Origin of the sequence: Burkholderia sp. PAMC 26561 (genome assembly GCF_001557535.2) — a bacterium.
Classification (GTDB): domain Bacteria; phylum Pseudomonadota; class Gammaproteobacteria; order Burkholderiales; family Burkholderiaceae; genus Caballeronia.
In genome coordinates this window covers 625,728-651,625 of the sequence record NZ_CP014315.1, presented here as the reverse complement: position 1 = coordinate 651,625, position 25,898 = coordinate 625,728, and the positions used below count along the sequence as shown (strand labels likewise).

At 60.0% G+C, this 25,898-nt stretch carries 22 protein-coding genes; 11 read left to right on the top strand and 11 right to left on the bottom strand.

Annotation, left to right across the window (positions count from 1 at the left end):
• Nucleotide 1: 1 nt before the first annotated feature.
• Nucleotides 2-217: a TOBE domain-containing protein gene (locus AXG89_RS37645; protein ID WP_056359869.1), complete on the bottom strand. Its 216-nt coding sequence runs from the start codon at nucleotides 215-217 to the stop codon at nucleotides 2-4.
• Nucleotides 218-491: 274 nt separating this feature from the next.
• On the opposite strand from AXG89_RS37645, the gene AXG89_RS37640 reads away from it, so the two are divergent.
• A complete protein-coding gene (locus tag AXG89_RS37640) occupies nucleotides 492-1,847 on the top strand; it encodes an LLM class flavin-dependent oxidoreductase (RefSeq protein ID WP_075360227.1) in 1,356 nt (451 codons plus the stop codon).
• A 7-nt stretch (nucleotides 1,848-1,854) separates the two neighbouring features.
• Here AXG89_RS37640 and AXG89_RS37635 read toward each other — a convergent pair whose 3' ends face one another.
• From AXG89_RS37635 to AXG89_RS37620, 4 genes are read right to left on the bottom strand one after another with little or no spacing between them, the layout of a single operon-like run.
• Nucleotides 1,855-3,597, bottom strand: a complete 1,743-nt coding sequence (locus AXG89_RS37635) for a dipeptide ABC transporter ATP-binding protein (RefSeq protein ID WP_075360226.1) — start codon at nucleotides 3,595-3,597, stop codon at nucleotides 1,855-1,857.
• Nucleotides 3,594-4,403 (bottom strand): ABC transporter permease, encoded by an 810-nt coding sequence (locus tag AXG89_RS37630; RefSeq protein WP_236873687.1) that lies wholly within the window; start codon nucleotides 4,401-4,403, stop codon nucleotides 3,594-3,596. The genes AXG89_RS37635 and AXG89_RS37630 overlap by 4 nt, the downstream gene beginning before the upstream one ends.
• Nucleotides 4,404-4,447: 44 nt before the next feature.
• On the bottom strand, nucleotides 4,448-5,377 hold the full coding sequence (locus AXG89_RS37625) for an ABC transporter permease (RefSeq protein ID WP_062001049.1): 930 nt from the start codon (nucleotides 5,375-5,377) through the stop codon (nucleotides 4,448-4,450).
• A gap of 1 nt (nucleotide 5,378) precedes the next feature.
• Complete coding sequence (locus AXG89_RS37620; protein ID WP_075360224.1) at nucleotides 5,379-7,034, bottom strand: ABC transporter substrate-binding protein; 1,656 nt, start codon at nucleotides 7,032-7,034, stop codon at nucleotides 5,379-5,381.
• A 275-nt stretch (nucleotides 7,035-7,309) separates the two neighbouring features.
• Between AXG89_RS37620 and AXG89_RS37615 the strand changes: the two genes are divergently transcribed.
• Nucleotides 7,310-7,501, top strand: coding sequence for a YqaE/Pmp3 family membrane protein (locus tag AXG89_RS37615; RefSeq protein ID WP_062001051.1), 192 nt, complete (start codon nucleotides 7,310-7,312; stop codon nucleotides 7,499-7,501).
• Nucleotides 7,502-7,553: 52 nt separating this feature from the next.
• Here the strand turns inward: AXG89_RS37615 and AXG89_RS37610 are convergent, their stop codons facing one another.
• Nucleotides 7,554-8,213, bottom strand: a complete 660-nt coding sequence (locus AXG89_RS37610; RefSeq protein ID WP_075360223.1) for a glutathione S-transferase family protein — start codon at nucleotides 8,211-8,213, stop codon at nucleotides 7,554-7,556.
• Between the two features lie 188 nt (nucleotides 8,214-8,401).
• Here AXG89_RS37610 and AXG89_RS37605 point away from each other — a divergent pair, with 188 nt between their 5' ends.
• From AXG89_RS37605 to AXG89_RS37575, 7 genes are all read left to right on the top strand, one after another.
• Nucleotides 8,402-10,780 carry a DNA polymerase II gene (locus tag AXG89_RS37605; RefSeq protein WP_075360222.1) on the top strand — a complete coding sequence of 793 codons (2,379 nt, stop codon included), beginning with the start codon at nucleotides 8,402-8,404 and terminating at the stop codon, nucleotides 10,778-10,780.
• An 870-nt stretch (nucleotides 10,781-11,650) separates the two neighbouring features.
• Complete coding sequence (locus AXG89_RS37600) at nucleotides 11,651-12,961, top strand: S8/S53 family peptidase (protein WP_083638115.1); 1,311 nt, start codon at nucleotides 11,651-11,653, stop codon at nucleotides 12,959-12,961.
• A 730-nt stretch (nucleotides 12,962-13,691) separates the two neighbouring features.
• Nucleotides 13,692-14,405: a DUF3348 domain-containing protein gene (locus AXG89_RS37595; protein ID WP_062001054.1), complete on the top strand. Its 714-nt coding sequence runs from the start codon at nucleotides 13,692-13,694 to the stop codon at nucleotides 14,403-14,405.
• 10 nt (nucleotides 14,406-14,415) lie between these two features.
• Nucleotides 14,416-16,512 carry a DUF802 domain-containing protein gene (locus tag AXG89_RS37590; RefSeq protein WP_075360220.1) on the top strand — a complete coding sequence of 699 codons (2,097 nt, stop codon included), beginning with the start codon at nucleotides 14,416-14,418 and terminating at the stop codon, nucleotides 16,510-16,512.
• The gene (locus AXG89_RS37585; RefSeq protein WP_075360219.1) at nucleotides 16,509-17,153 is read left to right on the top strand and encodes an OmpA family protein; all 645 of its coding nucleotides are present in this window, start codon (nucleotides 16,509-16,511) and stop codon (nucleotides 17,151-17,153) included. The genes AXG89_RS37590 and AXG89_RS37585 overlap by 4 nt, the downstream gene beginning before the upstream one ends.
• Nucleotides 17,150-17,740: a DUF2894 domain-containing protein gene (locus AXG89_RS37580; protein WP_075360218.1), complete on the top strand. Its 591-nt coding sequence runs from the start codon at nucleotides 17,150-17,152 to the stop codon at nucleotides 17,738-17,740. The genes AXG89_RS37585 and AXG89_RS37580 overlap by 4 nt, the downstream gene beginning before the upstream one ends.
• A gap of 208 nt (nucleotides 17,741-17,948) precedes the next feature.
• Entirely contained in the window at nucleotides 17,949-19,046 is a 1,098-nt protein-coding gene (locus AXG89_RS37575) for a porin (RefSeq protein ID WP_062001058.1), read from the top strand.
• A gap of 135 nt (nucleotides 19,047-19,181) precedes the next feature.
• On the opposite strand, the gene AXG89_RS37570 is transcribed toward AXG89_RS37575, so the two are convergent.
• From AXG89_RS37570 to AXG89_RS37560, 3 genes are all read right to left on the bottom strand, one after another.
• Nucleotides 19,182-19,565 (bottom strand): hypothetical protein, encoded by a 384-nt coding sequence (locus AXG89_RS37570; protein WP_075360217.1) that lies wholly within the window; start codon nucleotides 19,563-19,565, stop codon nucleotides 19,182-19,184.
• 82 nt (nucleotides 19,566-19,647) lie between these two features.
• Nucleotides 19,648-20,415: a type I methionyl aminopeptidase gene (gene map, locus AXG89_RS37565; protein ID WP_075360216.1), complete on the bottom strand. Its 768-nt coding sequence runs from the start codon at nucleotides 20,413-20,415 to the stop codon at nucleotides 19,648-19,650.
• Nucleotides 20,412-20,624: a ParD-like family protein gene (locus tag AXG89_RS37560; RefSeq protein WP_075360215.1), complete on the bottom strand. Its 213-nt coding sequence runs from the start codon at nucleotides 20,622-20,624 to the stop codon at nucleotides 20,412-20,414. The genes map and AXG89_RS37560 overlap by 4 nt, the downstream gene beginning before the upstream one ends.
• A gap of 280 nt (nucleotides 20,625-20,904) precedes the next feature.
• Here AXG89_RS37560 and AXG89_RS37555 point away from each other — a divergent pair, with 280 nt between their 5' ends.
• On the top strand, nucleotides 20,905-21,624 hold the full coding sequence (locus AXG89_RS37555) for a hypothetical protein (protein ID WP_119024798.1): 720 nt from the start codon (nucleotides 20,905-20,907) through the stop codon (nucleotides 21,622-21,624).
• Between the two features lie 532 nt (nucleotides 21,625-22,156).
• Here the strand turns inward: AXG89_RS37555 and AXG89_RS37550 are convergent.
• Together AXG89_RS37550 and AXG89_RS37545 are read right to left on the bottom strand one after the other, a co-directional pair.
• Nucleotides 22,157-22,360, bottom strand: coding sequence for a hypothetical protein (locus tag AXG89_RS37550; RefSeq protein WP_062001063.1), 204 nt, complete (start codon nucleotides 22,358-22,360; stop codon nucleotides 22,157-22,159).
• Between the two features lie 183 nt (nucleotides 22,361-22,543).
• A complete protein-coding gene (locus AXG89_RS37545; protein WP_075360213.1) occupies nucleotides 22,544-23,485 on the bottom strand; it encodes a LysR family transcriptional regulator in 942 nt (313 codons plus the stop codon).
• A gap of 104 nt (nucleotides 23,486-23,589) precedes the next feature.
• Between AXG89_RS37545 and metE the strand changes: the two genes are divergently transcribed.
• A complete protein-coding gene (metE, locus tag AXG89_RS37540) occupies nucleotides 23,590-25,881 on the top strand; it encodes a 5-methyltetrahydropteroyltriglutamate--homocysteine S-methyltransferase (protein ID WP_075360212.1) in 2,292 nt (763 codons plus the stop codon).
• The last annotated feature ends 17 nt before the right edge of the window (nucleotides 25,882-25,898 follow it).

The following is a 25,898-nucleotide window of genomic DNA, read 5'->3' as shown; positions in this document are numbered from 1 at the left end:
TTCAAAGACGCGCGATGGACACTTCCGTGGACTTCACCAGCGCAACAACTTCCGTGCCGACCTTGAGCTCAAGTTCATCGATAGACCGTGTCGTGATGACCGATGTCACGATTCCGTTCGGCGTCTCCACGTCGACCTCCGAAAGCACGGAACCGCGAATGATCTCCTTGATGTGCCCCCTGAACTGGTTGCGCACATTGATGGCCGTCACGCCCATGGCGTACTCCTTGATTGGTTGAATGAGCTTGTGCTTGCGCGCTGCGACGCCGACAAAATAGTCTAGCGAGGCAAACTGGCCAGCTTAACGATTGATTTGATCTAAGGTTTGCTGCAAATTTGCTTAAGCGCCGTGCGCCTTGAACGCTTAGTGCTATGCGGTATATCGATTGACGGATTTATTGGTCGCGCTCAACGGCGCCCGGCTTGAAAATGAAAGACTGGTCAATCAAAGCCCAGGTCTTGCGGCCTGCAGATCAAACAACGGACTGTCCATGACTAACCTGTCGCCCCGTCGCCTGCATCTCAACGTCAACATCCTGCATTCGGGTTTCGTGCCATCCGCATGGCGACTTGCCGATGCCGATCCGCACGCGTTCATCGACGTGAAGCACTACGTGCGCGTCGCGCAGATTGCGGAAGCGGCGAAATTCGACGCCGTGTTTCTCGCCGATAACGCGTCCATTGCCGATCAGATCAACTTTCGCCCGATCACCGCGCTCGAACCGACCATCCTGCTTGCAAGCATCGCGGCGGCGACGTCGCATATTGGCGTGATCGGCACGGCCTCCACGAGCTATAACGAGCCATACAACATCGCACGCCGTTTTGCGACGCTCGATCATGTCAGCGGCGGCCGCGCGGGATGGAACGTCGTGACGACCGCCGACTTGGGATCGGCCCGCAACTTCGGCCGCGCTGCCGTGCCGGACCACGCCGAGCGATACGCCCGCGCAGCGGAATTCACGAGCGTCGTCAAGGCGCTCTGGGATAGCTGGGAGGCGGGCGCGATCGTCGGCAACAAGGCGACCGGATTGTTCGCAGACACGGATCAGGTGCATCCACTGGGGCATCAGGGCACGCACTTTTCCGTGCAAGGCCCGCTTAACGTTCCGCGATCGCCGCAAGGGCATCCCGTGCTGGTGCAGGCGGGCGCATCGGGCGATGGCCGCGATCTCGCGGCGCGTCACGCAGAAGCGGTGTTCTCGGCATCGCAATCATTCGATGAGTCGCTGGGTTATGCGCGAGACCTCAAGACGCGTGCTGCTGCTTATGGTCGCGGCCCCGATGCGGTGAAGGTGCTCGCGGGCCTGACCACGATCATAGGTGCGACCGAGGCGGAAGCGCTGCGCCGCCGCGATCAACTCGTGGACCTGATCCCGTGGAGTTATAGCCTGACGCGCCTGGCCGGTACGCTCGGAATCACACCCGACCGCCTGAAACTGGATGAGAAGCTGCCGGACAATCTGACGTTGCCGGGTCAGGGCAATGGCAACCATACATTCTTCCACGCCACGCTCGCGCAAGGGCGGCAGCATGGTTACACGGTCCGTGAGCTTATTCGCGCGCTTGCGGGAGGCGGCGGGCATCGTGTGATGGTGGGTACGCCTGAGCAAATAGCCGACGACATCGAGCGCTGGTTCAAAGCCGGCGCCGCCGATGGTTTCAACCTGATGCCCGATACCTTGCCGGGCGGCCTGCAGGATTTCGTCGATGGCGTGATTCCGATTCTCCAGCGGCGCGGCGTCTTCAGACGTGAATATGAAGGCACCACGTTGCGCGACCATCTCGGCCTCGCGGTTCCGGAGAATCGATACACGGCTGAACGAGCCGCGGTCCTCGCGGTCTGAAACGGAGTTACAACAACTCGCGTTCGAGCGCAAACGACGGTATCTCCGCCGGCGTGCGCTCCTCCACACGCCGCAGCGCGGGCGTTGCGGACATCAGCAGCCGTGTGTACGGATGCTCAGGCGCGGCGAATACCCGCTCGGCATCACCCTCCTCCACGATGCGTCCGTCCTTGAACACCAGTACGCGGTCGCTGAGATGGCGCACCACGTCGAGGTCGTGGGAAATGAACAGCAGCGCCGTATTCAGGCGCGCCTGCAGCTCGGCGAGTAAATCGAGGACTTGGGCTTGCACATAGACATCGAGCGCAGACACCGGTTCATCGCAGACGATCAACGCGGGTTCAGGCGCGAGCGCACGCGCGATGGCTACGCGTTGCCGCTGGCCGCCGGATAACGACGATGGACGCCGCGCAAGGAACGCCGCATCCAGTCCAACCTGTTCGAGCAACTCGACACTGCGCGCAAGCAGCGAAGGTTTTGGCAATGCCTTCGACCATAGCGCTTCTTCGAGCAACTGCTGCACGCTATGACGCGGGTCGAATGAGCTGAGCGGGTCTTGCGGAATGTATTGAAGCCGCGGCCGTAACTCGCGACGCACACGTTCGGAAACGCCAGCACCATTCCAGCGTGTACCTAGAAATTCTACGTTGCCGGCATCCGGCGCGATCAACCCCAGGACGATATTCGCGCAAGTACTCTTGCCCGAACCCGACTCCCCCACGATCCCGACCACCTCGCCGCCATGCACGGCGAACGAAACGTCCTGCAGCGCAGTGAAGACTTCGCCGCGATGCTTGCCGCGACGTGAATACTGCTTGCCGATAGCATCGACACGCAGCACCGCTTGTTCCGAACGTGCGCGTCTTGGCGGCAACGGTTCGCGGATGATCAAAGGCGCCGAGTGTGGTTCATCGGACACGATCCGCGCCGAACTCAGCCGATGCCCCCGCGATTGCGCAGAAGGCTGTGCCGCGAGCAACTGGCGCGTGTAGGGATGCGAGGGATTGTTGAGAACGCTTTGTGTCGTGCCGCTATCGACGACTTCGCCGTCGTGCATCACGAGCACACGATCTGCGATACCCGCAACCACCGCCAGATCATGACTGATGAGCAACACGCCCACGCCTTGTGCGAGACGCTGGGCAAGCACGGCGAGCACTTGGGCCTGCACGGTGACATCGAGCGCAGTGGTGGGTTCGTCGGCGATCACGAGCGCCGGGCCGGCCGCAATCGCCGATGCAATCAGGGCACGTTGCCGCAAGCCGCCCGACAACTCGTGCGCGTATTGCGTCGCACGATGTTCGGCATCGGGAATGCCGACGTCACCCATGACCGCATGAACGCGCGTGCGCCGCTCGCCCCGCGAACGCACGAGCCGATGATGCGCCAGCACCTCGCCAATCTCTGCGCCGACCGTGCGCAGCGGATCGAGCGACACCAGCGCGTCCTGCATCACGAGTCCCGCAAACGTGCCGCGCAAGCTGCGCCATTCACGGTCGGTGAAGCGCAAGGCGGGACGGCCGTCGATATCGAATTGACGTGCATCGATCAAAGCCTGCGCGCCGCCCAGACCGATCAAACTGCGCGCGGTCAGGCTCTTGCCCGAACCGGACTCGCCCACGAGCGCGACGCATTCACCCGCACGAATGGAAAGATCGACGCCGTGCACGAGCGGCCGGCCGCCGTTAGCGCCTGGGAAACTCACGCTGAGGCCGCGTATATCGACGAGCGTTTTTGCCGTGGTGATCATCGCGTGCGTACCTCGTATTTCCGTTGCAGGAACTTGCCGATAACAGAAAACGCCAAGACGGTCAGCGTAATCGCCATCCCGGGGAACACGCTCGGCCACCACGCCACGCGCAGCACGTCGCGTCCTTCGGCGAGCATCACGCCCCATTCAGGTGTGGGCGGTTGCGGGCCGAGACCCAGAAAGCTCAGCGCCGATACCGCGATGATCGCGCTGCCTATATCGATGGTCGCGATCACCGGCACGACGACCAGCACGTTGGGCAGCACATGGCGCAGGAACACGCGGCTGCGCGACAAGCCGTAACTGACTGCATGCGTGACATAGTCGGCACGGCGCACCACGAGTGTCTGGCTGCGCAGCACGCGGCCGAACTTCGGAATGCCGGCAATGCCCACCGCAATCGCGATATTCACGATGCCCTGCCCGAGAAACGTCACCACGAACAGTGACAGCAACACCGGCGGAAACGCGGAGAGGACATCGAAAACGCGTGAGGCAGATTCATCGGCGAGGCGTTTTCCCAGGCCTGCGGTCATGCCGATCGCAAGTCCGATGACAAGTGCCACAATCATGCTGGCGAGACCGATCAGCAGTGAATAACGTGCGCCGTAGATCACCCGTGCGAAGACATCGCGGCCGATGCGATCCGTGCCGAACCAGTGCTCCGCGCTCGGTGGCTTCAGCGTCTGGGCGATATCGCTCACGAGCGGATCGTAATGCGTGACGAGCGGCGGGTAAGCTATCGCCGCCCCAAGGACGAGCAGGAAAGCTGCGGCAAGCACCACGCCGGGGGGTACTCCCCTCAACAGACTATGTCGAGGGTAAGCCAAGGGACGGTAATTGATCTCGCTCATTCGCTGCGCAACCGTGGATCGATGAAAAGATAAGCGACGTCGAGCAGCGTCGAGATCACGACGTGCACGAAGGCCGCGAGCAACACCACCGCGAGCACGACCGGTACATCCTGCGACGTCACCGCGTTCAGCGTCACGCTGCCGATGCCCGGCCGTCCGAACATCTTCTCCGTGATGACCGCGCCGCCCAGCAAGCTGCCGATAAGCCATCCACCCAGCGTCACGACCGGCAGCAGCGCGTGCCGCAGCACATGGCGAAAGCGCAACGCAAGTTCGCCTAGGCCACGCGAACGAACGGTGACCACGAAGGGTTTCTCAAGCGCGGCCTCAAGCGCCTCCCGCATGACTTGCGACAGGATCCCTGCAGTGGGCAGCGCCAGCGTCACGGCGGGCAATACGAGCGAACGCCAGCCATTTGCGCCGGAGACCGGGAAGAGCCGCAATTGAAAGGAGAACGCGATCAGCAACAGCATGCCGAGCCAGAAGACGGGCGTGGACGTGAAGGTAAGTTCGAGTACCGATGCGATGCGGCTGCCCCACGCACCATGAGACGTTGTCGTTCCCGCGGTCAGCGTCGCGATCAGGATCGCCAATACGACGGCGAGCAAACCCGCCGAACCTGCAAGTTGCGCCGTAGGAAGAAGCTGGCTTTGCAGCACGGCCGCAACAGGCTGCTGCATCACGAACGATGTGCCGAGATCCGCATGCCCGAGACGCAACAGGAATTGCCCGTACTGCCAGGGCAGACTGCGATCCAGTCCCCATTGCGCCGCGATGGTCTCGCGCAAACCGGGATATGCAAGATCTCCCGCGAGCACATCCTCAATGCGTCCCGGCAACGCGTGAATCGCAATAAACGCAGCGGTTGCAGCAAGCCATAACACCAGCACGCCCGTGCCCAGCCGCGTGGCAATCTTCGCAAGCATCTCAGCCTCCTTGCTTTTCAACCCAGACATCGTAGGAACTTGCGGGACCATCGAGTTGCGGTTCGAAACCAATTCCGTGCACGTTCGATTTCGCGGCGAGGTGATACGCCGGCGCAAACAGCGGGACGATAAACGCCTGATCCACCGCGCGCGCCTGGATCTTGGCGAGCAACTGGCGCCGCTCGTCGCCTACGGGCAGGAGACGCGCACGATTGATATCGCCCGTGATGGTCGCATCCGGATTCTTGATCGCGTTGTAGAGAAAGCCCTGGTCGCCGAGCATGTCCCACAACTCCATCGCGACGTCAGACGGGTTGTCCGTGTTCGGATAGATGGTCCAGTTGCCGGTCGCCTTCTGGTTGGCGAAGTCGCCTGCCGTGGTGATCTTCAAGCCAAGGTCGAGCCCGAGGTTCTGGCGCAGCGCCGATTGCACGGCGCGAATCAGCACATCGCGGCTGTCGCGCACATAAGGCTGCGGATAGCCCACTTCAATGGAAAGACGCTTGCCGTTTTGCGTGCGGAATCCTTCGCTATCACGCTGGGTCCAGCCGGCTTCGTCGAGCAACTTGTTTGCGTCAGCGATCTTGTTGCCCCAAGAACCTTTGAGGCTTGCGTCATAGTCCGCGTTGTCCGGTCCGATGTTCGAGTACGCACGCCGCACGGTGCCAAGATAAACGCTCTTTACGATGCCATCTAGATCGAAGCCGTCACGCAGCGCGCGGCGCACGCGAACGTCGCTGGCGGGTGCGACCGTGTAGTTGATGTTGAGCGTGAACGACGTCGTAGCCGATGGCCCCGTCAGATACTGGAAGCCATCGACTTTATCGAATACGCCGATGTCTGTTGGCTGCACGCCTTCGATCAGGTCGACTTGCCCGGAACTCAGCGCGCCGGTACGTACAGCCGCTTCCGGCAGGAACCGGTACGTCACGCGGTCGAGATATGCAGGCCCTTGATGCTGCGCGTTTCCGGGTGCCCATCGGTAATCCGGATTGCGTTCGAACACGGCCGACTGACCGCGCTGGTAAGACTTGAATACAAACGGCCCCGTCCCCACGATGCCCGGACCGCCGCCACACAGATCCTTGTTCTCGGCCAATGCCTTCGGAGAGATGAACCCGAGCTTCACGCTCGACAACGATTCGAGCGTCGTGGAATCGGCCTGCTTCATGACAAGCTTTACTACCGTCGGCGACACGACCTCTGCGTGATCGAAGTGGACCAGCAACGACGCCGATGCCGACGTCGTGCTCACATTAGCGAGGATGTAATCGAAATTTGCCTTCACCGCAGCCGCGTTGAACGGCGTTCCATCGGTGAATTTGACGTCATCGCGGAGATTGAAGGTATAGCTCTTGCCATCGTCGGCGACGCTCCACGACTTTGCGAGCCACGGCGCGTAGGTGCCGTCGGTCTTTTTGCTGATCAGCGAATCGATGAAATTGCGGATCACCCAGAACGCATTTTGCTGCGATGAACGATGCGGATCAAAGCACGCAGGTTCGGTCGTGACGCCCCATGTGATCGCGCCGCCCGAGACGGGCTTGGCGGAGGCTTGCGATGAAGGCGCGGCGGATTCGGATTTGTTGCAACCACTCAGCACGATTGAAAGGCCAAGGGTCGTCGCGCCGGCAAGCGCGATAAGTCGTGCATTCATCTAACGGAATTCCTGTCTGGGATCGGGCAAGGAGGCGCAGTAGCGGCCCGGCTGGTTACCGGGTCTCACATGCTAGGGCGCACAACGCGCGTGGCAAACGTAGGAATTTTTCTATGGATATCAAACGCGCACGCATATGGATGCGCGTTTGAATGGGAACCGTGCTTCCGGGAACGCGGGGCGCATGCGGCCTTGCTGTATATTGCCGCTGAGACAGCCAGCAAGATCGGATCGCTGCAAATCCTCCTCAACCAGACCAGCCATAAGGAAAATCCATGCGCCTTTTGCTCGCATTAATCTTGCCTTGGTTTCAGTTCTTCACCATTGGCCGCCCGATCGCCGGGATCATCTGCCTGATACTCCAGATCACGATAATCGGCTGGATACCCGCCGCGATCTGGTCGGTCTACGCGTTGAGCCAGTACAAGACCGACAGGAAAATCGAACGCGCAGTAACCGGGCGATAAACACGTCAAGAGCAGGCGAGAGGTTTTAGACGTCGAGTTTCCTTTGGTCAAGTCAATCCCGGTCGGGCGCGCCAAGCGGAAAGAACGCTCGATAAGGCCGCGCTTCATCCACCGCGCGTGCAAACGACGGCCGCGCCAAAAGCCGCTTGCGGTACGCAACGACATTCTCAAACGATGACGCAATTCGATGCGTCCAGTCCGCGTAAAACAGGAACGGCGCCGCCCCGCAATCGGCCAGGCTGAACTGGTCACCCGCGGCCCACGTGCGGGACGCCATGGTTTTATCGAGCCATGCGTACGCCGTTTCGAGCATGGCACGGGCATCGGCTACACCGTGCGGGTCGCGATCGCCCTCGGACCGCATGCAGTCGAACACAATTTTTTGCTGGGGCGTGGCGATGTAGTTATCGAAGAAGCGGTCCATGAAGCGGACGTCGAGCGCGGCACGCGGATCGGACGGCAGCAATTGCACAGGCCCCTGATAGTGCAGCGCAAGATGCTCGATGATGATTGTCGATTCGGCAATCGTACGGTCGTCGTCGACGAGCACCGGGAAACGTTTCAACGGCCAGCGCGCGGCGAGTTCGGCCATCGGTTGCGGGTCATCGTTCGACAATTGTCGATACTCAAACGGCGTACCGTTCTCGTAGAGCGCGGTCAGGACCTTCTGGCAGTACGACGAAAAGGGATGGGCGTAGAGCTGCAATGACATCGTCGATCACCTCGGCGTAAAAATTAAAAGGAGTAAAAGCAGGCGTAATGACGCCTGCTTGATCCTACGACGATCGGCAGAAGGGGAAATCGACATGGAACAAAAAGCTTCAAGATCCAGCGATCCGGACGCCAAACGCGCGCAACCACTAAAATCCATGTAAGCGACGATTTTCTTGAGGCGGGCATTTGAGCGGGCAGCAACGCGGTTTCATTCTGACGCGGCATTGGCGTGACACGCCCGATGGCACCGACGTCGATTTCTGGCTGGCGACGGACGATGGTCCCCGCCACCTTCGCCTGCGTCCTCAAGAGTCGGTGGCGTTCATTCCGGCGGCGCACCGCGAGCGCGCAGAATCCGTCATGCAGCGTGAAAAACGCGCGGAGTTGCGGCCGCTTGAACTGGTTGATTTCAGTCACCGGCCGGTGCTCGGGCTTTATACCGCGCAATATCGGCAACTGACAGCGCTCGAACGGCGCCTGAAGCAAGGCGGCGTGGACGTTTACGAAGCCGATGTTTTTCCGCCCGACCGGTACATGATGGAGCGTTTCATTACGGCGCCAGTTGTCTTCAACGGCGACCGCCAAGGCGAGGGTTTGCCTTTCGATCCGCTCATCAATGCGGAACTGAAACCTGCGACGGGTTATCGGCCGAATTTAAAACTAGTGTCGCTCGATATAGAAACCAGTGCGCGTTCGGAGCTTTATTCGATCGCGCTAGAAGGTTGCGGCGAGCGTCAGGTGTACATGCTCGGACCGCCCAATGGCGATGCCAGTGGCGTCGACTTCAAGCTCGAATACTGCGAGACACGCGGGCAGCTTATCGAGAAACTCAACGAGTGGCTCGAGCGCTTTGATCCTGATGCGATCATCGGCTGGAACGTGATCCAGTTCGACCTGCGTGTGTTGCAGGAACATTCGGAACGCTACAACGTGCCGCTGCGGCTGGGTCGCGGCGGCAGCGTCATGGAATGGCGGCAACACGGTCTCAAGCAGAACCACTTCTTCGCGGGCGCGGCGGGCCGGTTGCTGATCGATGGCATCGAGGCGCTGCGATCCGCGACCTGGAGCTTTCCGTCGTTCAGCCTCGAATACGTTGCGCAAACCATGCTCGGCGAAGGCAAGGCGATCGACAACCCGTATCAGCGGATGGACGAAATCCAGCGTCGCTTCGATGAAGACAAACCCGCCCTCGCCCGCTACAACCTCAAGGATTGCGAACTCGTCACGCGCATTTTCGCGGCGACCGAACTGCTTGCGTTCCTGCTCGAACGTGCATCGGTGACGGGGTTGCCCGCTGATCGAAACGGCGGTTCAGTTGCAGCGTTCACGCATTTGTATATGCCGCGGATGCATCGGCAAGGATTCGTTGCCCCCAATCTCGGCGATGTCGTCGGCGCTGCAAGTCCCGGCGGTTTCGTGATGAACTCGCGCCCGGGACTCTACGATTCGGTGCTGGTGCTCGACTACAAGAGTCTGTATCCATCGATCATTCGCACGTTTTTGATCGACCCGGCAGGTCTTGTCGATGGCATGCGTCATCCCGATGACGAACAGTCCGTACCCGGTTTTCTCGGCGCGCGTTTTTCGCGCACGCGCCACAGCTTGCCGGCTATCGTGGGTCAGGTGTGGAAGGGACGCGACGAAGCCAAGCGCGAAAACAACAAGCCGTTGTCGCAAGCGCTGAAGATCATCATGAACGCGTTTTACGGCGTGCTTGGTTCTACCGGATGCCGTTTCTTCGACCCCCGGCTGGCTTCGTCGATCACCCTGCGCGGCCACGAAATCATGCGCCGCACGCGCGAGTTGATCGAAGCGGAAGGTTACGAAGTGATCTACGGCGACACGGATTCCACTTTCGTGTGGCTACGGCATGCGCACAGCGAGGACGAAGCGGCGCGCATCGGGCGCACGCTCGTCGATCGCGTCAACGCATGGTGGCGGGAAGACGTGCGCGAGAGGTTTGCACTCGAGAGCGCGCTGGAACTGCAGTTCGAGCGGCACTATCGGCGATTTTTCATGCCGACGATCCGCGGCGCGGAGGAAGGCAGCAAGAAGCGCTACGCAGGCTTGAGCCTTTTGCCCGATGGCAGCGAAGAGATCGTCTACAAAGGACTCGAAACCGTTCGCAGCGACTGGACCCCGCTTGCGCAGCAATTCCAGCGCGAACTTTATTCGCGCATTTTCAAACGCGAGCCGTATGAAGACTACGTGCGTGATTATGTGCGCCGCACTTTGAGCGGCGAACTCGATGAGTTGCTGATCTATAGAAAGCGGTTGCGTCGGCCGCTCGATGCCTATGAGCGCAACGTGCCGCCGCATGTCCGTGCAGCGCGTATAGCCGATGAATTCAATCGTGAGCATGGGCGTCCGCTGCAATATCAGCGTGGCGGCTGGATCAGTTACCTGATGACGAGCACCGGGCCGGAGCCCCTTGAGACCTGGCGGTCGGGGATTGACTACGACCATTATCTGACGCGGCAGCTTCAGCCGATCGCCGATGCCATCCTGCCGCTTTTACAGAGTGATTTTCAAATGCTGATTTCGGGGCAGCATGAGTTGTTTTAGATCAAGCTGTGCCGCAGCTTCGGCCGGCGCTCATTCATTTAACGTGAAAACTTAAGACCCGGGTTCAGTCGCCGGAATCTTCCGTGCGCGACCGGAGGGATGGGGCAGGGTCCGTCCCAATTGCGGGCGGGCCGACTGCGGATGAAATCTTAGTCGACTGAAATCGTCGAGGAAACGGATTATCGGCTGACCATCAGGGCAGTGCGCCGAGCAATGCAAGCGCTGCAAACGCGATTTGTCGCGGCTCAATAATCACACGCGGTGATCCCGCAGCACCCACCAAGTTCTGTCGCGTTGCTATGGCGGTTTGCTCGACGGCAACAAGAATGTGTCTTAGTCGGCTGGATGTCGGCCGGTAGTTGGTTTTGGTTCATTCGATCGGTTTGTATTGCTAACTTTGTCGACCGACAAATTGGCGCGAAATGAACTGCGCGCAGGTTAAAACCGACCATCAGCCGGAGCTTTAAACAACAGTTTTGTCAAAATCGGATTCTTCTTATATAGAGTTTCCAAGCTTAAAGATTGATGATCTGCCATTTCCACCTATGCCCGACTGGCGAGGGAAACGACCACTCTTGGATGTCAGGGGCGATGTGAACGTGTGATTTCGAAGATGGGCGGTTGCGAGTGATGTGCCATTCCGCCGACTGGAAAGGGCGTGCCTGTTCTCGCTTGCGCTCGCACCGCCTAAGGGTTGCATCCGAAACGTGACAACGAACTGGCAAAAAACACACCCGAATCAAATAAGAAACCCTTGTTTCAGAAATATCTGATACCGCATCTGATCGGCAGCGTGGACGATTCGCGCTCCACACAACCGGCAGGCGTGAAAGCGAACTGCTTTCCGTCTGGATAACAACAGGGAATCAGATGAAAAACCATACAGACAATTTGTACACGTGCCTATCGCCGTTCCGGCCCGCACTTATCAGACGCCTTACTGCCGCGTCGCTCGCCCTTCCTCCCCTTGCCATCGCCTTAGCCAGTGACGTCGGCGCGCAAACGATGCCTGCGGACTGGCCATCGACGGCAACGATCCCATACAACCTGGGCGGTACGGTCAACGGCGTCTACACCGACCGGAACGGCAAAAGTTATGACGGCACAGGCTACATCGTGGTCGACATTGACGGTGCATTTCGCAACGACAATCCTGTTTTCAAGGATTCCCTGGGCAGAAGCAAAATAGCCGGCGAGGTCTGCATAGGACAACGAACGGGAACTGATTGGCTTAGTCTGTGCAAACTTCAGAGCTGGGTCGGCCGGCCGCTACCGGGCGATCCTTCAGCGGGCTATTACGTGGCTTCCCAGTCCGGCGCGTCCCTCCCGTCGGACGCACCGGACAATTCATGCCGCGACACGGCCAATTCTGACTCCCCGCAGTACTGCCATTACTACCACGGCGCAGCCACCGCCGGAATCATGGTTGGTCAGCCTACGGTTCGTTGGGATGATGCCAATACGAAGCTGATGTACTCGGGCGTCGCCCCGGGGGCAAGTGTCATCACGGTCAAGATCGGTGGCGGCACTGGAACTGACGGTCCGCAAGGCTGGCCCATCAACTCGGTTGTGGACGCGCTCAATTACGTCAACAGCACACTGCTTACGCGGGCCGATATCGGTTCGAAAATTGTCGCGGTGAATATTTCCGCATCCGGAAAGTCAATAGCCGGATCTCTTCCGTGTGCGACCGGAGGCGACGGGGCAAGGATCGACGCAGTTGCGGGCGTGCTGCGTGCGAAAGGGATCGCAGTCGTGATGTCGGCGGGCAACGACAGCGTCAATGGAACCGGGGCCTGGACATGCGGGAACAACATCATCCCCGTGGGCGCTACCGGCATCCGGTCAGTCACGACCCCAACCAGTTATACAAACCTCTCGCAGAAGGTCAGTCTCTTTGCTCCCGTCGGCACCGGCGACCGGGCCAGTGGCGACTTCGTGCTCGCACCCTGGGCTGGCTACGGATCGTTCAACGTTTGGGGAACGTCGTTTTCGTCGCCCCAGGTGGCGGCGGCGTTTGCCGTGTTGCGTCAGAAATTCGGCACCGCTCCTTCCGTGGATTCGCTGGTCCGGTTGATGCAAACGACGGGCAAGCCGCTTGACGGCGACCGGGCCGGACTCGCTGCACCGGGTGCCTCCGTGCTGGATATCAGGGCGGCGTTGAACGGAACTCCGGGCTGAACGAGTCCCGGTCGGGTAATGATGGGACGGCCAGGTTCAGCGCAGGAAGCAAGCCGTCCCGGTGGATCGCCGCAGTGGGCGATGGATTGAAGGTCTTTGACACAGCCACCTCCACCATTGCCGTGACCGACGCGTAGCCCATTGATCCACTCACGCAACTTATCCCCAGTTTTTGTTGGCAAGGCTGTGGACAACTCACGTGAACGTCGGCCAAGACCTTGATTTGGTTGAAACTCGGCACTCTGCCTTTTTTGCGCTGCACGCAACGAGCAACGGCTTTCAAATACCCGTTGCAGCGGCTACGCCATCAATTCCTACGCGGTCGCGCGCTTTTCGCAAACAGCACTTCAAGATCCTGTTCAATCCACGCCAACGTCACTTCGCCAACCATTCCACCAGCAAAGGTTCCGCGTCGTACATCTCGTCCGATAACAACGTTTTGACCGCCTCCTCGACCATGCATTCCGGATCATCGTCAGCGAGACTGACCGCAAAAACCAACTGCTCACCAGCCGCGCGATACCATCAAATGCCATCATCTTTTCCGGCGCCTTCGCAAGTACCCAGCCGCCGCCGTGCCTTTTTGGATCGCCCGTAGCCGTTCTTCCGCAGATTGCCATTGGACAAAAAAACTCAACCACGAAGAGCCACTGATTTCGACCATCAGCCACATATCGACGGCACCGTCCCCGCCGACGTGTAAACTAGCGAACTTTTTGACTCTGGCGAAATGGTGCAAGCTCCTCAGCGCACAGCTCTCAGCGGCCCGGCGCTCATTCGCTTACTTGCGCGCCTGACGGACGTCGAATTTACCGAATCCAGGCAATCGCTATCGGACCGGCTGAGCCAGTGGCTCCACTGGACTGATGCGATCGCTTTATCTACGGCGCTGGGCGGCAAGCCGCCTCCGGGCGTTGCCAGCGCGCAAACCTCGGGCAGCCCCGAAGAGAAAGAGTGCGCGGCCGCGCGCAGCGCGCTCGCGAACGCCATTGCCGGCGACAGCGTGTTTGGCGCCCCGAAGAGACGGCCGGGCGCGGCACAAGCACATATCGAAACATCCGCTGATACCGACTATCCGGTCTTCCGCCAACGCTATCTGACCCTGCAACAGTCGATGGAAACCGGCATCGGCAATCTGCGCGGCCGTTTGCGGGCAAAACTCGCCGCGAGGACGCCGGCCATGACGCGGCTCGCGGAAGTCGATGCAGTCATGGAGCGCGCGTTGAGCCCGCGCGAGCGGAGCTTGCTCGGGACTGTGCCCGTGCTGCTGGGCCGGCACTTCGAGCGTCTGCGACGCGCGGAGCTGGATACGCTGAGCGGCGACGAAACACCGGGCGCATGGCTCGAAATTTTCCGCAAAGATACGCAGAGCGTGCTGCTGGCCGAACTGGATCTTCGTTTTCAACCGGTCGAAGGGTTGCTCGCCGCCCTTCGCACTAGCTAACTGGGACGCTATGTCCAGAAATCTGATCAATCTCGTTGTGTTCCTGGCAGGTCTCGCCGCCGTGTGCTGGATCGGCGCGGGTTACATCGGCTCTAATCTGCTGGCGCTCGCCGTCACGCTGCTGATCGCCGCCTGCTACGTGGCGGGCGCGCTCGAACTAAAACGATATAACGAGGCCACGTCCGGCCTGACGCGCGCCATCGACGGCCTGTCCGCGCCGCCGGCGAGCCTCGGCGCGTGGCTCGAACAGTTGCCGGCCAGCTTGCGCAATGCCGCGCGGCTGCGTGTGGAGGGCGAGCGTGTCGCCTTGCCGGGCCCCGCGCTCGCACCGTATCTTGTGGGATTGCTGGTGCTGCTCGGCATGCTGGGGACGCTGCTTGGCATGGTGGCGACCCTCCGGGGCACAGGCATGGCGCTCGACAGCGCGACCGACCTGCAGGCCATCCGCGCATCGCTTGCGGCTCCGGTCAAGGGGCTGGGCTTCGCGTTCGGGACATCGATTGCGGGCGTGGCGACATCGGCCATGCTGGGCTTGCTGTCCGCGTTGTGCCGCCGCGAACGGATTCAGGCGGCGCACATGCTCGACGTGAAGATCGCGACGACCTTGCGCATCTATTCGCAGACGCATCAGCGCGAGGAAGCGTTCAGGCTCCTGCAGCGTCAGGCGGAAGTCATGCCTGCGCTGGTTGATCGCCTGCAGGCAATGATGACCGCCATCGAACAGCAGAACCATGTTTTGAACGAGCGGCAGGTCGCGAACCAGGATGCGTTTCATGGCAGGACGGAGGCGACTTACACGCGCCTGGCTGCATCGGTGGAACGTTCCATGAAAGAGAGCGTCGCTGAAAGCGCCCGCGCCGCCGGTGCTGCGCTGCAGCCCGTCATGGAAGCAACAATGGCCGTTCTCACGCGCGAGTCGGCCGCGTTGCACACCAGCGTGACGACCGCCGTACAACGGCAACTGGATGGATTGTCGAGCGGTTTTGAATCGACGGCCACGAACGTTTCCGATATCTGGCATCAGGCGCTCACTGCGCATCAGCACTCCACCGAAGGACTGTCCGAGCATTTGCGTCTATCGCTTGACCGGTTCAACGAGACCTTCGAGCAACGCTCCATTAGCCTGCTCGATGGTGTCTCCACCCGACTCGATGCAACCACGGCCGGCATATCGGCAGCATGGCGCGATGCGTTGGCGCAGCAGGAGCGTATCGGCGAGAAACTGGCGCAACACAACGCGCATGCGCTGAACGCGGCGGCTGCGAGCTTCGAGCAGCATTCGGCGTCGCTGCTCGGCAAGGTCGACCAGTCACATTCGAACTTGCAGACGGAACTGGCTTCGCGCGACGAAGCGCGGCTCGCCGCCTGGACCGGCCAGCTTGAATCGATATCCACAACGCTCAGCCGCGAATGGGAACAAGCCGGCGCGCGCACGGCGACCCGGCAGCAGGACATCTGCGACACACTGGCCAGCACCGCACGCGACATCTCCGCGCAGACGCAGGCGCACGCGAGCGACACCATCGGCGAGATTTCGCGGCTGGTGCAGGCGGCATCGGAAGCACCGAAGGCCGCGGCTGAAATGATCGCCGAGTTGCGCATCAAGCTCTCGGACAGCATGGTGCGTGACACCGCCATGCTCGAGGAACGCAGCCGCCTGCTGGCCACGCTGGAAACCCTGCTCGATGCCGTCAACCACGCCTCGACCGAGCAGCGCACGGCTGTCGATGCGCTGGTCAGCACGTCGGCGGATCTGCTCGATCGCGTCGGCACCCGGTTCACCGATAAGGTGGAGCAGGAGACCGGCAAGCTGAGCGGCATTGCGGCGCAAGTCACCGGCAGCGCGGTCGAGGTCGCGAGCCTCGGCGAGGCGTTCGGCGTGGCCGTGCAGTTGTTCGGCGATTCGAACGAGAAGCTCGTGGCGCACCTTCAGCGCATCGAAATCGCGCTCGATAAATCGCTAACACGTAGCGACGAACAGCTCGCGTATTACGTCGCGCAGGCGCGCGAAGTCATCGATTTGAGCGTGATGTCGCAGAAACAGATCATCGAGGACTTGCAGCAGATCGGCGGCAAGCGGACGTCTGCCGGAGCCGAAACGGCATGAGCGAGGATATCGACGGCGGCGTCGAACCCGCAGCGCCGGTCTGGGCCGTCTTCGGCGACCTGATGTCGGTATTGCTAGGCGCGTTCATGCTGATCCTGGTGGGGGTCATCGGCGTGCAGTTGGAGCTTTCCAGCAAGCTGGAACGCGAGGTCAAGCAGCATCAGGTGGAAGCGCAGCGCCGCAAGACGCTCGAGCAAGCGCTCGCCGGGCCGTTGGCCGCGGGTCGCGTGACGCTGGTCAACGGGCGGATCGGCATCAATGGCAGCGTATTGTTTGCGCTCAACTCAGATCAGTTGCAGCCCGAAGGCCGGAAGGTTCTGAAGAGTCTGGCCGGACCGCTCACCGCTTATCTGCAGACCAACGAGCAGATCCTGATGGTGAGCGGCTTCACCGATGACCGGCAACTGCGCGAAGGCAATCGCCGTTTCGCGGACAACTGGGAACTGTCGGCGCAACGCGCGCTGACGGTGACGCGTGCGTTGATCGATGAAGGTGTGCCCTCCTCATCGCTATTTGCAGCGGCGTTCGGCTCGCAGCAGCCCGTGGAATCGAATACGAACGATGCCGGGCGCGCAAAGAACCGGCGAGTCGAGATCGCGCCTGTGCCGAAACCATCGGCTGCAACGGTGAAGGCGCCATGAGCGATTTCCATGCAACGCTCGATGCCTGGCGCGAACGCGGCGCCGATCGGTTTGATCCGGTGCGCTTTCGGATTATCGAAGCGATGGAGCGGCGCGCGATAAACCATGACGGTGAAACACGGCGCGTCCTGAACGCGAGGTTAACCGAATTGATCGATGCCTTCGCCAGTGATCTTGCTGCAAACGCTCAACCGAAAGCGCCAGATGGCGAGTCCGCATCCGGACCGTTGAGCGGACTCATCGACTACCTAGCGAATACACGCGCACCCAGTGCTTATCCGGAAATGGCGGCGCTTGAATACTTCCGCGAGACGTGGAACAGGATCAGCACTGAAAGACAGTTCCGGCAATCGCTCGCGCAAGTACCCGGAAATGCCGGCCCGCTTAATTCGAGCAGCCTCGTGCATCGCGCGTTGTCATTGATGCGCGAGTTGTCGCCCGGGTATTTGCAGCAGTTTTTATCGTATGCGGACGCGTTGTCATGGCTCGAACAGATGAACACAGCGAGCGGCACCGCGGCTGACAAGGATGCGCCTCGGAGCGCGACCGCCAAGAAGACCGCTCGTGGAAAATCGCGAAGCGCCTAAAACGATTAATCAAGAACAAGAAACAAAACTGCCAATCAATTCGTGCAAGTCAACCCGATGTTGCGAACGGGAGACACGAATATTGAAAACCAGTCCCGCTTTTTAATCGACGGAAATATGATTGCGCCCGGACGACAAAATCGTTCATGGATCAGGGCCGTCAAAACCGGCCGGCGTTTATCTAAAAACTAAACATGCGGAGACACTGGTGAACAAAATCACTCGCGCCATTACCGGCGCATTCATCGCCATCGCGGCTCAATCTTCTTTTGCGCAAAGCTCGGTCACGCTGTACGGCATTGTCGATACCAGCGTACGTTATCTTACGAACGCGAATGCAAACAACGACAGCCAGGTAGCGATGGGCAACGGCCCGATCACCGGCAGCCGCTGGGGCCTGAAGGGTTCCGAGGATCTGGGTGGCGGACTGTCCACCGTGTTCCGCCTGGAAAACGGTTTCAACGTCTGGAACGGCCAACTGGCGAGCCAGAACACGCTGTTTAGCCGGATGGCGTATGTCGGGTTATCGAGCAACCAGTACGGCACCCTTACGTTCGGCCGTCAGAATACGCCGCTCTTCGATCAGCTTGGCAACGTCTATGATCCGCTGACCGTGGGCAACTACGATCAGGACGGCTGGCTGCCCGGCGCACTCGGCTACGGCTTGCGTTCGAACAACTCGGTCAAGTACAACGGCCAGTTCGGCGGCCTGAACGTGGAAGCCATGTACGCCTTCGGCAACACGGCGGGCAGCACGGGCGCGAACAACATGTACGGCGTAACCGCGTCCTACACGTTCAGCGGCCTGTCGCTCGATGCCGGCTTCCAGCAGAACAGCGACGCACAAAACCGCAAGTTCAACGTGGTCAACGTGAGCGCGGTCTATGCGTTCAGTACGGTCAAGGCTTACGCCGGCTGGCTGCACGCGCAGGACAATACCGGCATGGTCGACATCTTCATGTCGGCTGCGAACTCTCCCGCGGCGAGCTTTGCGGCCCCCGTGGCGAATACGAACCGCATCGACGACGGCTTCTACGCCGGCACCACATGGCAGGTAACTCCGCCGTTGCTGCTGACTGCTGCGGGCTACTACGATCACTCGCGCAATGCGCTGAACGCGGACGGAACCACGCTTGGCCGCGGGGTACGTTACTCGGGCGTGCTGCTTGCCGAGTACGCGCTGTCCAAGCGTACGGAAGTGTATGGCACGGTCGATTTCATCCGCGGGACGGGCGCCGCGCAAGCGGACTTCCCGGGACGCAACAACCAGACCGGCGTTGCAGTCGGCCTTCGCAACATATTCTGACGTTTAATCAGGCCCGGCTTGCTGCCGGATCGTTACGCGTTAAAAGGAAAAACGGCGGGCACTCTGCAGTGCGCGCCGTTTTTTTACCAAAGAGAGGTTGGCTCGCTCGATACCCGCTTCACGCAGCCTTTGCAATCATTCCTCGCACTGCACATTCGGCCTTGGCACGACGATGATCGCCGGATACGTTCCCCGGTCGAGCTCCACGCGCGCGACGACGGCCATTGTCGCGTTGTCGACGTCATCGTAGACGCTGACTTTTTCGTGCCGGAAGCTCGTGAGGCCCGTACACGCCGACGCACGGCCTTCATCCGAAACCCGGCAATTGATCGGGTTGTCCGCAAGGTAGCGATACTTGTCGCGGTCCGGCAATGCGAGGTATTCACGGACGTTTTGCGCCGCTCCGCCAATGCCCGTGACATAGCCGATGGCGCACTCCTGCTTGGGCGCCTGGGCTATCGCGGCTGTGCTAGCAAGCAGAATGAGCGTCGCGATTGTCGATGCAAGGAGGTTTCTCATGGAGCCTTATAGGTGGATGATCGGGTCGATGTCATGAAGAAGGGAACGCATCTTGTTTTCGCGATTCCCCTTCCCCGGGCCGTCAGTTGAGCATCTTTTCTTCGGGGCGCAAAGTCAGGACGCGCACGCCGTTGCGAGTCACGGCGACAGTGTGCTCGAATTGCGCAGATAGTTGTCCATCGTCCGTAACGACTGTCCAGCCATCTTCTTCAGTACGGACGGCATGCCGCCCCTGGTTGATCATCGGTTCGATGGTGAACACCATTCCCTCCTGCAGCACCAGGCCCGTGCGCGGCTTTCCCCAATGCAGCACTTGAGGATCCTCGTGCATTTCACGTCCAATGCCGTGCCCGCAGTATTCCCTTACGACCGAATAGCCGTTTCTGCGTGCGTGCCGCTCGATGGCATGCCCCACATCGCCCAGTCTGCCGCCTGGACGAACCGCCTTGATTCCTTTCCACATGGCTTCGTAAGTCACTTGCACGAGCCGTCTGGCCAGCGGAGAAACCTCGCCGACAAGGTATGTCTTGCTGGAATCGGCAATAAAACCATTGGTCTCCAGCGTGATATCGAAATTGACGATATCCCCGCTTTGCAACAGCTCGGCAGGGGATGGAACGCCGTGGCAAACCACGTTGTTGCGAGAGGAATTAAGCGCGTAGGCATACCCGTACTGCCCTTTGCTTGCCGGGCGCGCATTGAGTTCATTCACGATGAAGCTGTCGACCAGATCGTTGACCTGCATGGTCGACATGCCGATCAAGCTCTGCCGGTCCAGATAGCCGAACACGTCCGCCAGCAGCTTGCCGGACTCGGCCATCAATGCGATTTCTTCTGGTCGCTTGGTCATGTCAAAGCCACCTTCACCGGTTGCGATACGACGCCCGCCGCGCGCAGTTCTCCCGCAACGATCTCGTTGAAACTCTGCGTTGGATTCATTTCGGATAACAAACCAATCTTGATCCAGAAGGCCGCTTGCGCGTTGATCGACCGGCACGACACGGCGCTTGCCTTGCGTATCTGATCGTGCAGATCATCGTCGATATTTACGATGCCCATGGCAACCTCTATATATGAAACATATATGGATCATATACTCCGTCGCTGTAATCGTGCAAGCGATCTGTGCGATTTGTCGTGGCGTCGACCCAGCCACTTCCAACCGAGCGATTGTGCACAAGGAATAAACAGAATGGTCCCGGTGTTGTTACCCATGAAATCGACCTTCCTGCAAGTGCTCATGCAAGCGGGATGATTCATGGGCGCGCGTGCTAACAGGAAAAGACAGGACTGCATGCCTGGCGTGTCTTACGGGTACCAGCATCAAAGGAGAAGACTTTTGGCTTTCAGAAAATCTTTATCGACGACCAACCGCAAAGTGATAGATCGATTCGCTGTCGGGCTTGTCAGCGAAGTGTACGGACCACCTCTGATCCAAACGTTCGAGAGCGCGCAAATCCGCAGCGGGACGTCGATGGCAGCAGTACTTGGCCCTGATCAATCCAACGTATCGAGTTATTACGCACTCGGTACAAAAACCAGCGCCAACAGCTTGCGACCGTTCATGCGTGCACTCGTGGGCGATAGCCATATGACAGGCTGGATCGCCGGGCACTTACTGAACGAAGAGATGGGAGGTTCAGGCGACACGGACGAAAATCTCACACCCCTGACGACCAAAGCAAACAGCGCTCATAAAGCGTATGAAGGCCATATAAAGAAAATGCTGCTGCAGTGTCATAGAATTGATCGCGATAACAAGGAAATCGACTATTGGTATGGCGTGCACTATAGCGTTGCAGTATCGACACGAACTGTGTTTCAGGATTTGATCGATACGTATGTAGCGTCACATATCTCGATTGAGTACAGGTATATCAAGATCAAAAAAGCAAAGTTTCCAGCATTGGAGATCGAGGAAATCGGGACGGGTGATCCGTTCCTGCAAATACTGAGGGTGGCTGGCCAGCCAAACTGTACGTCCCCGAATGCACTGAATGAGCAATCCAACCCGGGCAACACACGTTTCTCGGTTGAGATTCATAACGAAAACAACTGACCCCGCAAAAACGCAGGCGCTGTTGTGTGACTCGGGTCGGGACCTGGGATAACCAAGTCGCGCGTCGCGGGGCGGCAAACATGCTTCCCGGCTATTTTCGCTTTAGAAATAGCCGGATCTGTCGTTATCAAGCTTGTCACACTGTGACCGATCCAAAGCGCCTTGCCCCTCCACTCCAGTCTTCCACAAACATATGAAAACCTTGATTCTTGCGCTCGCTGCTGCGACTGTCACGTTGGTAACCATCGCGCCGGCGTCCGCCGCGCCCTATCACCATCATCGCGAATGCCATAAAGTCCGCGTTCATCATCACTGGGAGCATCGCTGCCGATAATCGATGGTTGAGCTCGTAGACGTCAATCGCACGCGCTCGTGAACCCAGCCTTTTCAGCGCTGGGTTCAAGCCGGCCGAACGGCATGGCGCGCCGGACTGCAGTTGATCTGGTCGAGGGACGTGCTTACCCGCTGGTTTTCACCTGGGGTGAGAGGGCGCGCGTTGTGCCGTGCAGGCTAGCGCCTCGGAACGCCTGTCTTAGCGCCCGGTTTCGTTCATTTCGCTGCGAAGCAGGCCGATGATCCGCATGGTGTCCTGCATGACCCCGAGCTGTGCTTTTTGCCATTCCGGAGTACCCGTCACGAAGTCGTCGGGATTCCCTTTCCCCTGAGCCTTCCGAAGGACAGCGATACTCAGGTCAAACGCTTTTGTCTCACTGACTTTCCGCATCTTTAATCCCATCGTAATTTTGCGCCATCATCTTCCAGTTTGTCTGGCGTCTTTGGTGCGACACGCACCGGAACCTCTCCAAAGGGGCGGCCGATGCCATAGTGGGAGATGACCGCTATCAAGCGCACTCACTGAATAACGGCTGCGGCTGTAAAAACTTTAGGAAACACCGCAAATCGACTGTAGACGAACGGCTCAGAGATGATACTCAATGGCGGCCGCACGCTGAACGGCCGAGCCCACGGCCGCATTCCAGTCCGATCCACGTGCGAGCTCGACAAACGCGGTCAGGTAATCGATAGCCTGATCGGTTTCGCGCACGCCCAGGAAAATCTGCTTGGCGATCCCCTGCGCACCCAGCCGGACCGCGCTGACCGCGACCTTGTCCGCGTATTCCTCGACCAGCCAGCGCGGCAGCGCGGCGACCCCCCGGCCGCTCGCGACCATCTGCAACATGATGTCGGTGGTCTCTATGACCTTGTGCCGCTTCGGCATGACGTTCGCCGGCATCAGGAACTGGTTGTAGATATCCAGGCGATCGATCTCGACCGGGTAAGTGATCAGGACCTCGTCGGCGAGTTCATCGGCGAGAATGAAAGACGCATTCGCCAGCCGGTGCTTGCGCCCGACCACCAGCACCTGCTCGTAGTCGAATACCGGTTCGAAGCGCAAGCCGGGCTTTCTCAACGGATCGGGCGTGACCAGGATGTCGATGTCATAGCCGAACAGCGCACCGATGCCGCCAAACTGGAATTTCTGTTTGACATCGACATCCACGTCGGGCCAGCGCGCGAGATACGGCGACACCACCTTGAGCAGCCACTGGTAGCAAGGGTGGCACTCCATTCCAATGCGCAGCGTGCCCCGCTGCCCCAGCGCAAACTGCTTCATGCGTTCTTCCGCGTGTTCCATTTGCGGCAACACGCGGTTGGCGAGCGCGAGCAAGTATTGCCCCGCCTGCGTCAGCCGGAGATTGCGCCCGTCGCGCGTCCATACCGCCGTGCCGAGGTGCTGCTCCATCTTCTTGACGGTATGGCTGAGTGCCGACTGCGTCAGGCATAACACGCTCGCGGCTGCCGTCAGGGAGCCCTGACGGTCGACTTCGCGGATGATGGCCAGGTGCGTTCGTTCGAGCATCGTGCGTCCATGAAAGGAACTAATCGATCGATGAGAAATGACCATTATATTTCATGGACCATGCAAACTAAGATCGTGCCGTTCATTCAAGGAGCGGCACATCTATGGTCACGACACACAATCTCGGTTTCCCGCGCATTGGCGCCAAGCGCGAACTGAAGTTCGGACTTGAGTCCTACTGGAAAGGCGAGTCGTCGCTCGACGCACTCAAAAAGCTGGGCGCGGGGCTACGCCGCCGCCATTGGGAAAACCAGGCGGATCTCGACCTGGCGCCAGTGGGCGATTTCGCGTTTTATGACCAGGTGCTGGACATGAGCTTCGCGCTGGGCAACCTGCCGGAACGCGTTCATGGTTTTCACGGCGATACCCTCGATAATTATTTCCGCGTGGCCCGCGGCCGTTCAGCCGCGGGCGCCGAGGACCACAGCGCGTGCTGCGGCGGCGTTGCTGCCGGCGAGATGACCAAATGGTTCGATACCAATTATCACTTCATCGTTCCCGAATTCAGCGCGGGCACGGAGTTCACACTCGATCCGTCACGTCTGCTCGAACAACTGGCTGAGGCCAAGGCGCAGGGCGTCAAGGCGAAACTGGTGATCATCGGCCCGGTGACGTATCTGGCGCTTGGCAAGGCCAAGGACGACTCCGACAAGCTGGCCCTGCTGCCGCGCCTGCTGCCGGTGTACGCGGAACTGTTGACCACGCTGGCCGCAGAAGGCGTGGAATGGGTCCAGATCGATGAACCCGTCCTCGTGACCGAGCTGTCCGCCGACTGGCAACAGGCGTACGTCACGGCCTATCAGGCGCTTGCGAACAGCAGGGTCAAGCTGTTGCTCGCGACGTACTTTGGCCCGTTGCTCGGCAATCTGGCGCTGGCTTGCAAACTGCCGGTGCACGGCCTGCACCTCGATGCAATCAACGCCCGCGCCGAAGTCGATGCAGTCATCGCTCAATTGCCGCAAGACCGCGTAATGTCGCTCGGCGTGATCAACGGCCGCAATATCTGGAAGACGGATCTGGCGAGCGTGCTCGACTGGCTCGAACCCGTTGCGAAGAAGCTCGGGAAGCGCCTCTGGATCGCGCCTTCCTGCTCGTTGCTGCACGTGCCGGTCGATCTCGACAGCGAGCAGAAGCTCGATACAGAAGTCCGCTCATGGCTTGCGTTTGCGCTGCAGAAACTCGGCGAACTCAAGCTGCTCGCCACCGCGTTGAATCAAGGCCGCGACGCCGTCAAGACCGAACTGGCTGCAAACAGCGCTGCCATCGCCGAGCGACGCGCATCGCCGCGCGTGAACAACCCGGTGGTCAAGGCCGCCCTCGCGAAGATCAATCCGGAGCTGGGCCAGCGCAAGAATGTCTATGCGGCACGCGCGAGCAAGCAGGCTGCCTTGCTGAAACTGCCGGCGTATCCGACGACGACCATCGGCTCGTTCCCGCAGACCGGCGCCATCCGCCATGCGCGCAGCCAGTTCAGGAGCGGTGCGCTCGACGACGCCGGCTACAAGGCCGCGATGCGCGCCGAGATCGAGCGCAGCGTGCACGAACAAGAAGCGCTGGGGCTCGACGTGCTGGTCCACGGCGAAGCCGAGCGTAACGACATGGTGGAATACTTCGGCGAACAGCTCGATGGCTACGCCTTCAGCCAGTTTGGCTGGGTGCAGTCGTATGGTTCGCGTTGCGTGAAGCCGCCTGTCCTCTTCGGCGACATCAGCCGCCCGAAGGCCATGACCGTCGAATGGATCAAATACGCGCAGTCGCTGACAGCCAAGCCGATGAAAGGCATGCTCACCGGCCCCGTCACGATCCTGAACTGGTCCTTCGTGCGCGACGACCAGCCGCGCTCCGTCTCGTGCTACCAGCTCGCGCTCGCCATCCGTGAAGAGGTGCTCGACCTCGAAAAGGCCGGCGTGCATGTGATCCAGATCGATGAAGCCGCATTGCGCGAAGGCCTGCCGCTGCGCAAATCGCAGTGGAACGCATACCTCGCCTGGGCGGTGGAATCGTTCCGCATCACGGCGAACGGCGTGGACGACGAGACGCAGATCCACACGCATATGTGTTACTCGGAGTTCAACGACATCATCGCTTCGATTGCCGACATGGACGCCGACGTGATCACCATCGAGACTTCGCGTTCAGACATGGAGTTGCTCGACGCGTTCGATCACTTCAACTACCCGAACCAGATCGGACCGGGCGTGTACGACATTCACTCGCCGAACATTCCGACGCAAGAGCACATCGTGCAATTGATGAGGAAAGCAGCCGAACGGATTCCGGCGCAACGCCTGTGGGTGAATCCGGATTGCGGCCTGAAGACGCGTCAATGGGAAGAAGTCATTCCGGCGCTGACCAACATGGTGGCGGCTGCCAGGACGCTGCGCGCCTCTATCTGACAAGCACGCTGTGCACT

Coding starts and splice junctions, on each gene's coding strand:
- AXG89_RS37580 (WP_075360218.1), top strand. CDS start 17,150: ATGAGCGATTTCCATGCAACGCTCGATGCCTGGCGCGAACGCGGCGCC.
- AXG89_RS37545 (WP_075360213.1), bottom strand. CDS start 23,485: ATGCTCGAACGAACGCACCTGGCCATCATCCGCGAAGTCGACCGTCAG.
- AXG89_RS37625 (WP_062001049.1), bottom strand. CDS start 5,377: ATGCTTGCGAAGATTGCCACGCGGCTGGGCACGGGCGTGCTGGTGTTA.
- AXG89_RS37610 (WP_075360223.1), bottom strand. CDS start 8,213: ATGTCATTGCAGCTCTACGCCCATCCCTTTTCGTCGTACTGCCAGAAG.
- AXG89_RS37635 (WP_075360226.1), bottom strand. CDS start 3,597: ATGATCACCACGGCAAAAACGCTCGTCGATATACGCGGCCTCAGCGTG.
- AXG89_RS37640 (WP_075360227.1), top strand. CDS start 492: ATGACTAACCTGTCGCCCCGTCGCCTGCATCTCAACGTCAACATCCTG.
- AXG89_RS37615 (WP_062001051.1), top strand. CDS start 7,310: ATGCGCCTTTTGCTCGCATTAATCTTGCCTTGGTTTCAGTTCTTCACC.
- AXG89_RS37560 (WP_075360215.1), bottom strand. CDS start 20,624: ATGGGCATCGTAAATATCGACGATGATCTGCACGATCAGATACGCAAG.
- AXG89_RS37570 (WP_075360217.1), bottom strand. CDS start 19,565: ATGAGAAACCTCCTTGCATCGACAATCGCGACGCTCATTCTGCTTGCT.
- AXG89_RS37595 (WP_062001054.1), top strand. CDS start 13,692: ATGGTGCAAGCTCCTCAGCGCACAGCTCTCAGCGGCCCGGCGCTCATT.
- map (WP_075360216.1), bottom strand. CDS start 20,415: ATGACCAAGCGACCAGAAGAAATCGCATTGATGGCCGAGTCCGGCAAG.
- metE (WP_075360212.1), top strand. CDS start 23,590: ATGGTCACGACACACAATCTCGGTTTCCCGCGCATTGGCGCCAAGCGC.
- AXG89_RS37585 (WP_075360219.1), top strand. CDS start 16,509: ATGAGCGAGGATATCGACGGCGGCGTCGAACCCGCAGCGCCGGTCTGG.
- AXG89_RS37550 (WP_062001063.1), bottom strand. CDS start 22,360: ATGGGATTAAAGATGCGGAAAGTCAGTGAGACAAAAGCGTTTGACCTG.
- AXG89_RS37590 (WP_075360220.1), top strand. CDS start 14,416: ATGTCCAGAAATCTGATCAATCTCGTTGTGTTCCTGGCAGGTCTCGCC.
- AXG89_RS37600 (WP_083638115.1), top strand. CDS start 11,651: ATGAAAAACCATACAGACAATTTGTACACGTGCCTATCGCCGTTCCGG.
- AXG89_RS37620 (WP_075360224.1), bottom strand. CDS start 7,034: ATGAATGCACGACTTATCGCGCTTGCCGGCGCGACGACCCTTGGCCTT.
- AXG89_RS37645 (WP_056359869.1), bottom strand. CDS start 217: ATGGGCGTGACGGCCATCAATGTGCGCAACCAGTTCAGGGGGCACATC.